Annotated in this window: 1 protein-coding gene; it reads left to right on the forward strand. The window is 42.3% G+C overall.

What is annotated here, in order from left to right; genetic code table 11:
- Positions 1-6,885, forward strand: a 6,885-nt coding sequence (locus ON09_RS21225; RefSeq protein WP_010603084.1) for an Ig-like domain-containing protein, incomplete at both ends; no start/stop codon positions are given.

The following is a 6,885-nucleotide window of genomic DNA, read 5'->3' on the forward strand; positions in this document are numbered from 1 at the left end:
CAACAACTGTTCAACCGCTGTAACCAGGGACATTACAGTAAATCCTTTACCAACAGCAACCATCAGCTATGGCTCCACACCATATTGCGCAACCGGTACAGCAACAGTCACACAAACGGGAACTGCAAATGGTACATATACTTCTTCTTCTACAGGTTTAATTATTAATCCATCAACCGGCGCCATTGATCTTGGTGCGAGTACTGCCGGAATCTATACCGTTACTTATAGCTTTAGCAACGGTATATGCTCAAATACGACAACTGCAAACATTACCATTAATGCTCTACCTGCAGCAACTGCAACGGCGAGCACAACGACCACATTCTGTACTGGTGGAAGTGTGGTATTAACCTCAACAACAGGAACAACTTATCAATGGTTCAGGAGTGGTAGTGCCATCTCCGGAGCAATCAATCAAACTTACACGGCAACTACATCTGGAACATATACCGTTGTTACGACCAATACGAATGGCTGTGCAAGTCCTGCTTCCAACGGTGTAGTGGTAACCGTAAATCCATTACCAACTGCTACCATTTCTGGTACGACAACGGTTAACATCGGCGCAACAAATCCGAATGTAACTTTTACTGCTACAGGAACAGCGCCGTTTATATTCACATATACCATCAACGGTGGTTCAAATAACACGCTTAACAGCAGCACTTCGAGTGCAACCATAACACAAACTACAGCTGCTGCTGGTGTATTTACTTATAATTTAGTTAATATCTCTGATGCCAATGGATGCAGCAGTGCGGTGACTGGTCAGAGTGCAACGGTTACAGTTAAACCAACAGGGGTAAACGACAGTTATAGTACTTCTATCAATGCCACAAGAAATTACGATGTAAGAGTTAATGATGGTGCAGCAGTTGCAACTGCCACGGTTAGTATCTCTACGCCTCCAGCTCATGGTACAACAAGTGTAATCGCAGATGGAACAGTAAACTATGTTCCTGTAACTGGTTACATCGGAACGGACACCTATAAATACAAACTTACTTCAAATGGCGTAACTTCTGATGAAATCACGGTTACCGTAACCGTTGCGAATGGTATCATCTTGGCACAGAATGATGCGAAGACTGTAAATGGTACCACGGGTGATGCAACGGGATTGAATATCTTAGCAAACGATACTTATAATGGTATTGCCAATTCGGCAACTCCAGCGAACGTAACCATCGCTGAAAATGCAAATAACAGTGGAGGTAAGGTTAAACTTGATGTAGCTACTGGATTTGTTACCGTAGACCCGGCAACTCCGGTAGGTACTTATACCATTAAATATACCATCACAGATAAGTTAGACAACAGCAAAACTTCAACAGCTGATGCGGTAATCACTGTGATCAATGGTACTATTCTGGCGCAAAATGATGCGGTAAGCACAAACGGTGCTAACGGAGGCGCAAACGTTTTAAATGTATTAGCAAATGATACTTACAACGGTGTTGCCAACTCAGCTACTGTAAATAATGTTACGATCAGTCAGAATACCAACAACAGCAATGGTAAGGTTACTTTAAATACCACGACAGGTCAAATCTCTGTAGAAGCTGGAACACCTGTTGGTACTTATACCATCAGCTATACCATTACTGATAAACTCGATAATACTAAAACTTCTCAGGCGAATGCAGTTGTTTCGGTTACCACAGGAACAATTTTAGCTGTTGACGATGCGGTTACAGCCAGTACAGCTGGTGGTGTAGCATCTCCAAATATTTTAATTAATGATACCTATAACGGTGTTGCCAATGCTGCAACTACAAGTTCGGTAACCATAAGCGAAGTTAGTAATGCCTTACCTGGAAAGCTGACTTTAGATGTTGCCAATGGAACAGTAAATGTTGCGGCAAACACGCCTGCGGGTGCTTATGTTATCGAATATAGAATTACTGATAAGTTAGATGCTACTAAATCATCGGTAGCAAAAATTACGGTGAATGTTGGTTCAGGAAACATCCTTGCCAATAACGATTCAGGTTCAGCAAACGGCTTTACTGGTGGAACAGCTATTAATAACGTTCTGGTAAATGACAATGTTAATGGTGGACAGCAAGCTACTTTAAGCAACGTAAAAATTGAACAGGTTTCTACCACCAACAATAATGTAACAATCGATCCTGCAACAGGAAAAGTAAACGTTGCGGCAAATACAGCTGCAGGTTCTTACAATGTTCGTTATCGGATTGTCGATTTATTGGATGCCAGCAAAACTGCTGAGGCGGTTGCTACGGTTATTGTTAATGCACCAGCATTGGCTGCCAATAATGATACCGGAAACGCAAACAGTTTCACGGGTGGGGTAGCCGTAAGTAACGTTTTAACCAATGATACTTACAATGGCGATCCTGCAACCTTAACTACTGTCAGTTTAAGATTTGTAAACGCTTCAGATCCGAGGATCACTTTAAATACTGCTAACGGCAATGTTGTTGTTGCTCCAAAAACAAAAGCGGGCACATATACTTTAAATTACGAAATCGTAGATAAATTGAACCCGACTTTAAGCTCTCCTGCATCTGTTACTGTAACTGTTGGTTTACCAACCATGGTTGCTGTTGATGATGCAAAATCAATTAACGGTTTAACGGGTGGTACTGCTATCGAAAATGTATTGGCAAACGATAATTATAATGGCAATACTGCTACCTTAAATGAGGTGTCCTTGCGCCAGGTTTCTACATCAGATCCAAAAGTTCAGCTTGATCCAGCTACGGGAAAAGTCACTGTTACACCGGGTACACCTGCAGGTACATATACGGTAGTTTACGAAATTACTGATCTTGTAAATCCGACAGAAAAGAAAACGGCTCAAGTGGTGATTACTGTTGAAGCTCCGGAATTAATTGCAAATGCTGATAATGGCGCCGCAAATAGTTTCACGGGTGGGGTAGCGGTAAGCAATGTGCTGGCTAATGATAAATACAACGGAAACACAGCAACTTTAGCTGGTGTAACTTTATCACGCGTATCTACTTCTGATCCACGTGTAAATGTTGATCCGGCAACTGGTGCGGTTAATGTTGATCCTGGTACGCCTGCCTCAACCTATACTGTTGTTTACCAGATCACCGATAAAATCAATCCAACATTATCTAAACAAGCAACTGTAACGGTTGTAGTTGCTGCGGCGCCAATTGTTGCAAACGATGATAATGGTGCTGTTAACGGATTTACCGGTGGCGGTGCTGTCGATAATGTTTTGGCTAACGATACCTACAACGGGAATCCGGCTACGCTTAATGAAGTCGTGTTATCGCAATTAACATCAACAAGTACGAAAGTTAAATTAGATCCTGCAACCGGTAAAGTAAATGTAGATCCTGGTACAGCAGCCGGCGCCTATACTTTAACTTATAGAATTGCTGATAAAATAAATCCAGGTCAGTTTAAAGATGCAACCGTAACCGTTACTGTAACAGCTCCTGCGATTGTGGCCAATGCTGACAACGGTACGGCTAATGGTTTTACCGGTGATGTTGCCGTACAAAATGTGTTGGCAAACGATACCTATAATGGTGCGCCTGCTACCGTGGCAAACGTCACTTTAACTCAGGTATCAACTACAAATACTAACGTTACCTTAAATACAACAACAGGAGCGATAAACGTTGCTGCAAATACACCGGCAGGTTCGTACGTAGTTGTTTATAGAATTGCTGATCAATTAAATCCAGGTCAATTTAAAGAGGCAAGTGTAACGGTTACTGTTACTGCACCTGCAATTGTTGCCAATAATGATAGCGGCACTATTAATGGTTTTACCGGTGGCAAAGCTGTAGATAATGTTTTAGCTAACGATTCGTATAACGGAAATACGGCTTTATTAGCTGAAGTAAATCTTTCTCAAATATCATCTTCTGATACAAAAGTTAAATTAGATGTAGCAACTGGTGCTGTAAATGTAGATCCAAATACACCTGCCGGAACTTATACGCTCGTTTATCAAATTCAGGATAAGGTTAATCCGATTCCATCGCAAACTAAAACAGCAACGGTGACTGTAACGGTTACTGCACCTGCATTAGCCGCTAACGCTGATGCAGGTAGCGTTAATGGTTTTGCTGGAGGTAAAGCAATCGATAACGTTTTAGCGAACGATAATTATAATACAGGAACTGCTACTTTAACAAATGTTAATTTAAGCCAGGTATCCACAGGCAATACTAATGTCACTTTAGATCCAGCGACAGGAGCGGTAAATGTAGCTTCGGGTACACCTGCCGGAACTTATACTGTTGTTTATCAGATTCAGGATAAATTAAATCCAACGCAAACAAAAACAGCAAATGCTGTAATAACCGTTAATGCACCAGATTTGATTGCTGCCAATGATGCGGGTACTGCTAACGGCGCTGCTGGTGGCGTTGCTGTAAATAATGTTTTAGCCAACGATACCTACAATGGAAATGTAGCTACCACGGCAGTGGTAACCTTAACGCAGGTTTCTACTACAAATGCCAACGTAACTTTAAATCCTGCTACAGGTGCAATCAATGTTGCAGCCGGCACACCAAGCGGATCATATTCGGTTACTTATCAAATTGCTGATAAATTAAATCCAACATTAACAAAAACTGCCGTGGCAACCATTACCGTTGATGCACCTGCATTGGTGGCAAATGATGATGCCGGAACAGCAAACGGATTTAGTGGCGCTACTGCAATCGCTGATGTATTGGTTAACGATACTTATAACAACGGTCCGGCTACATTAAATAATGTGAACTTAAGCCAGGTATCAACTACCAATAACAACATCACGTTAGACCCGACAACCGGGAAAGTAAATGTTGGAGCTAATACACCTGCCGGAACTTATACTGTCGTTTACCAGATTCAGGATAAGATTAATCCTGCTCAAACGAAAAATGCCAATGCAGTAGTTACGGTAACAGCGCCGCAAATTATTGCAAACGCAGATTTGGGTACCACAAATGGTTTAACGGGAGGCACTGCTGTTCCAAACGTATTAACTAATGATACTTACAACGGTGCACCTGCAACTTTAACAAATGTTACATTAAGTCAGGTTTCTACAACGAACCCTAACGTTACTTTAAATACCTCTACTGGTGCAGTAAACGTTGCGGCCAACACCCCAGCTGGTACGTACAATGTTGTTTATAGCATCACGGATAAATTAAATCCATCTCAATCTACAACTGCCACGGCAACCATTACTGTAAATGCACCTGCAATGGTGGCAACTGCCGATAATGGAAATGCCAACGGTTTCACTGGTGGTACAGCGGTTCCAAATGTATTGGCTAACGATACTTATAATGGAAACCCTGCAACTTTAAACAACGTGACCTTAACTCAGGTTTCTTCTGACAATGCGAAGGTTAAATTAGATCCGGCAACAGGAGCAATCCTGGTTGAGGCTGGAACTCCGGTCGGAACATATACGGTAGTTTATCAAATTGAAGATAAATTAAATCCTGGTCAGAAAACTACAGCTAACGTAACGGTTACGGTTACTGCGCCAGGTATCTTGGCGACTAACGATTCCGGCTCGATCAATGGTTTTGTCGGTGGCACAGCTGTGAGTAATGTATTAATTAATGATACGTACAACGGAACGACCGCAACATTAAATGAGGTTAACTTAAGTTTGGTTTCAACATCTAATCCGAAAATCAAATTTGATGTAACAACCGGAGCGGTAAATGTAGATCCAGCTACACCTGCCGGAACCTATACCGTAGAATACCGCATCGCGGATAAAGTAAATCCTACATCAACTTCAAATGCAACAGCAACCATTATTGTGAATGCACCTGCCATTGTGGCTAATGCAGATAATGGTAATGCTAACGGATTTACTGGCGGAAAAGCTGTACCTAATGTTTTAACAAATGATACTTATAATGGTGCACCTGCAACTTTAACGAATGTTACGTTAACGCAGGTTTCAACAACCAATACGGGTGTAACGTTAGACCCTGCAACGGGTGCTGTTAATGTAGCATCAAACACGCCTGCTGGGACTTATACAGTAGTTTATCAAATTGAAGATAAGTTAAACCCTGGACAAAAAACTACTGCAAGTGTTAGCGTAACAGTAGATGCACCAGTGATGAACGCCAATACTGATACTGGTACAGCCAATGGCTTTACCGGAGGAGTTGCCGTTCCAAATGTGTTGACAAACGATACCTATAATGGTGTGAGTCCGGCAACATTGGCGAATGTAACTTTAACACAGGTTTCGGCAACCAACCCAGGCTTAAGCTTAGATCCGGCAACTGGTGCAGTAAACGTAGCACCAAATACACCTGCCGGAACTTATACTTTGGTTTATCAAATTGAAGATAAACTAAACCCTGGCCAAACCAAACAAGCTTCTGTAACGGTAACTGTTGGTGCACCTGCTTTGGTTGCAACTAACGATACAGGTTCTGCAAATGGCTTTATTGGTGGTACTGCAGTTGCGGATGTATTGGCGAATGACACCTACAACGGTGCGCCAGCAACATTGACGAACGTAACCTTAACCCAGGTTTCAACAACGGATGCTAAAGTGACTTTAGATCCGGCAACCGGAAAAGTAAACGTTGCGGCGAACACGCCTGCAGGAACTTACACTGTTGTTTACCAGATCGAAGATAAACTGAACCCTGGTCAGGCTAAAACTGCGAACGTTACGGTAACAGTAGATCCTATTGCGATCGTGGCTAACGGTGATTCAGGTTCTGCAAATGGTTTCACTGGTGGTACCGCTGTACCAAACGTATTGGCAAACGATACTTATAATGGTGCGCCAGCCAATTTAACAGAACTGACACTTACACAGGTTTCTACAACGAATACAGGTGTAACTTTAGATCCTGCAACAGGTGCTGTGAACGTAGCACCAAACACACC

This window comes from Pedobacter agri PB92 (assembly GCF_000258495.1).
GTDB classification, from domain to species: Bacteria; Bacteroidota; Bacteroidia; order Sphingobacteriales; family Sphingobacteriaceae; genus Pedobacter; species Pedobacter agri.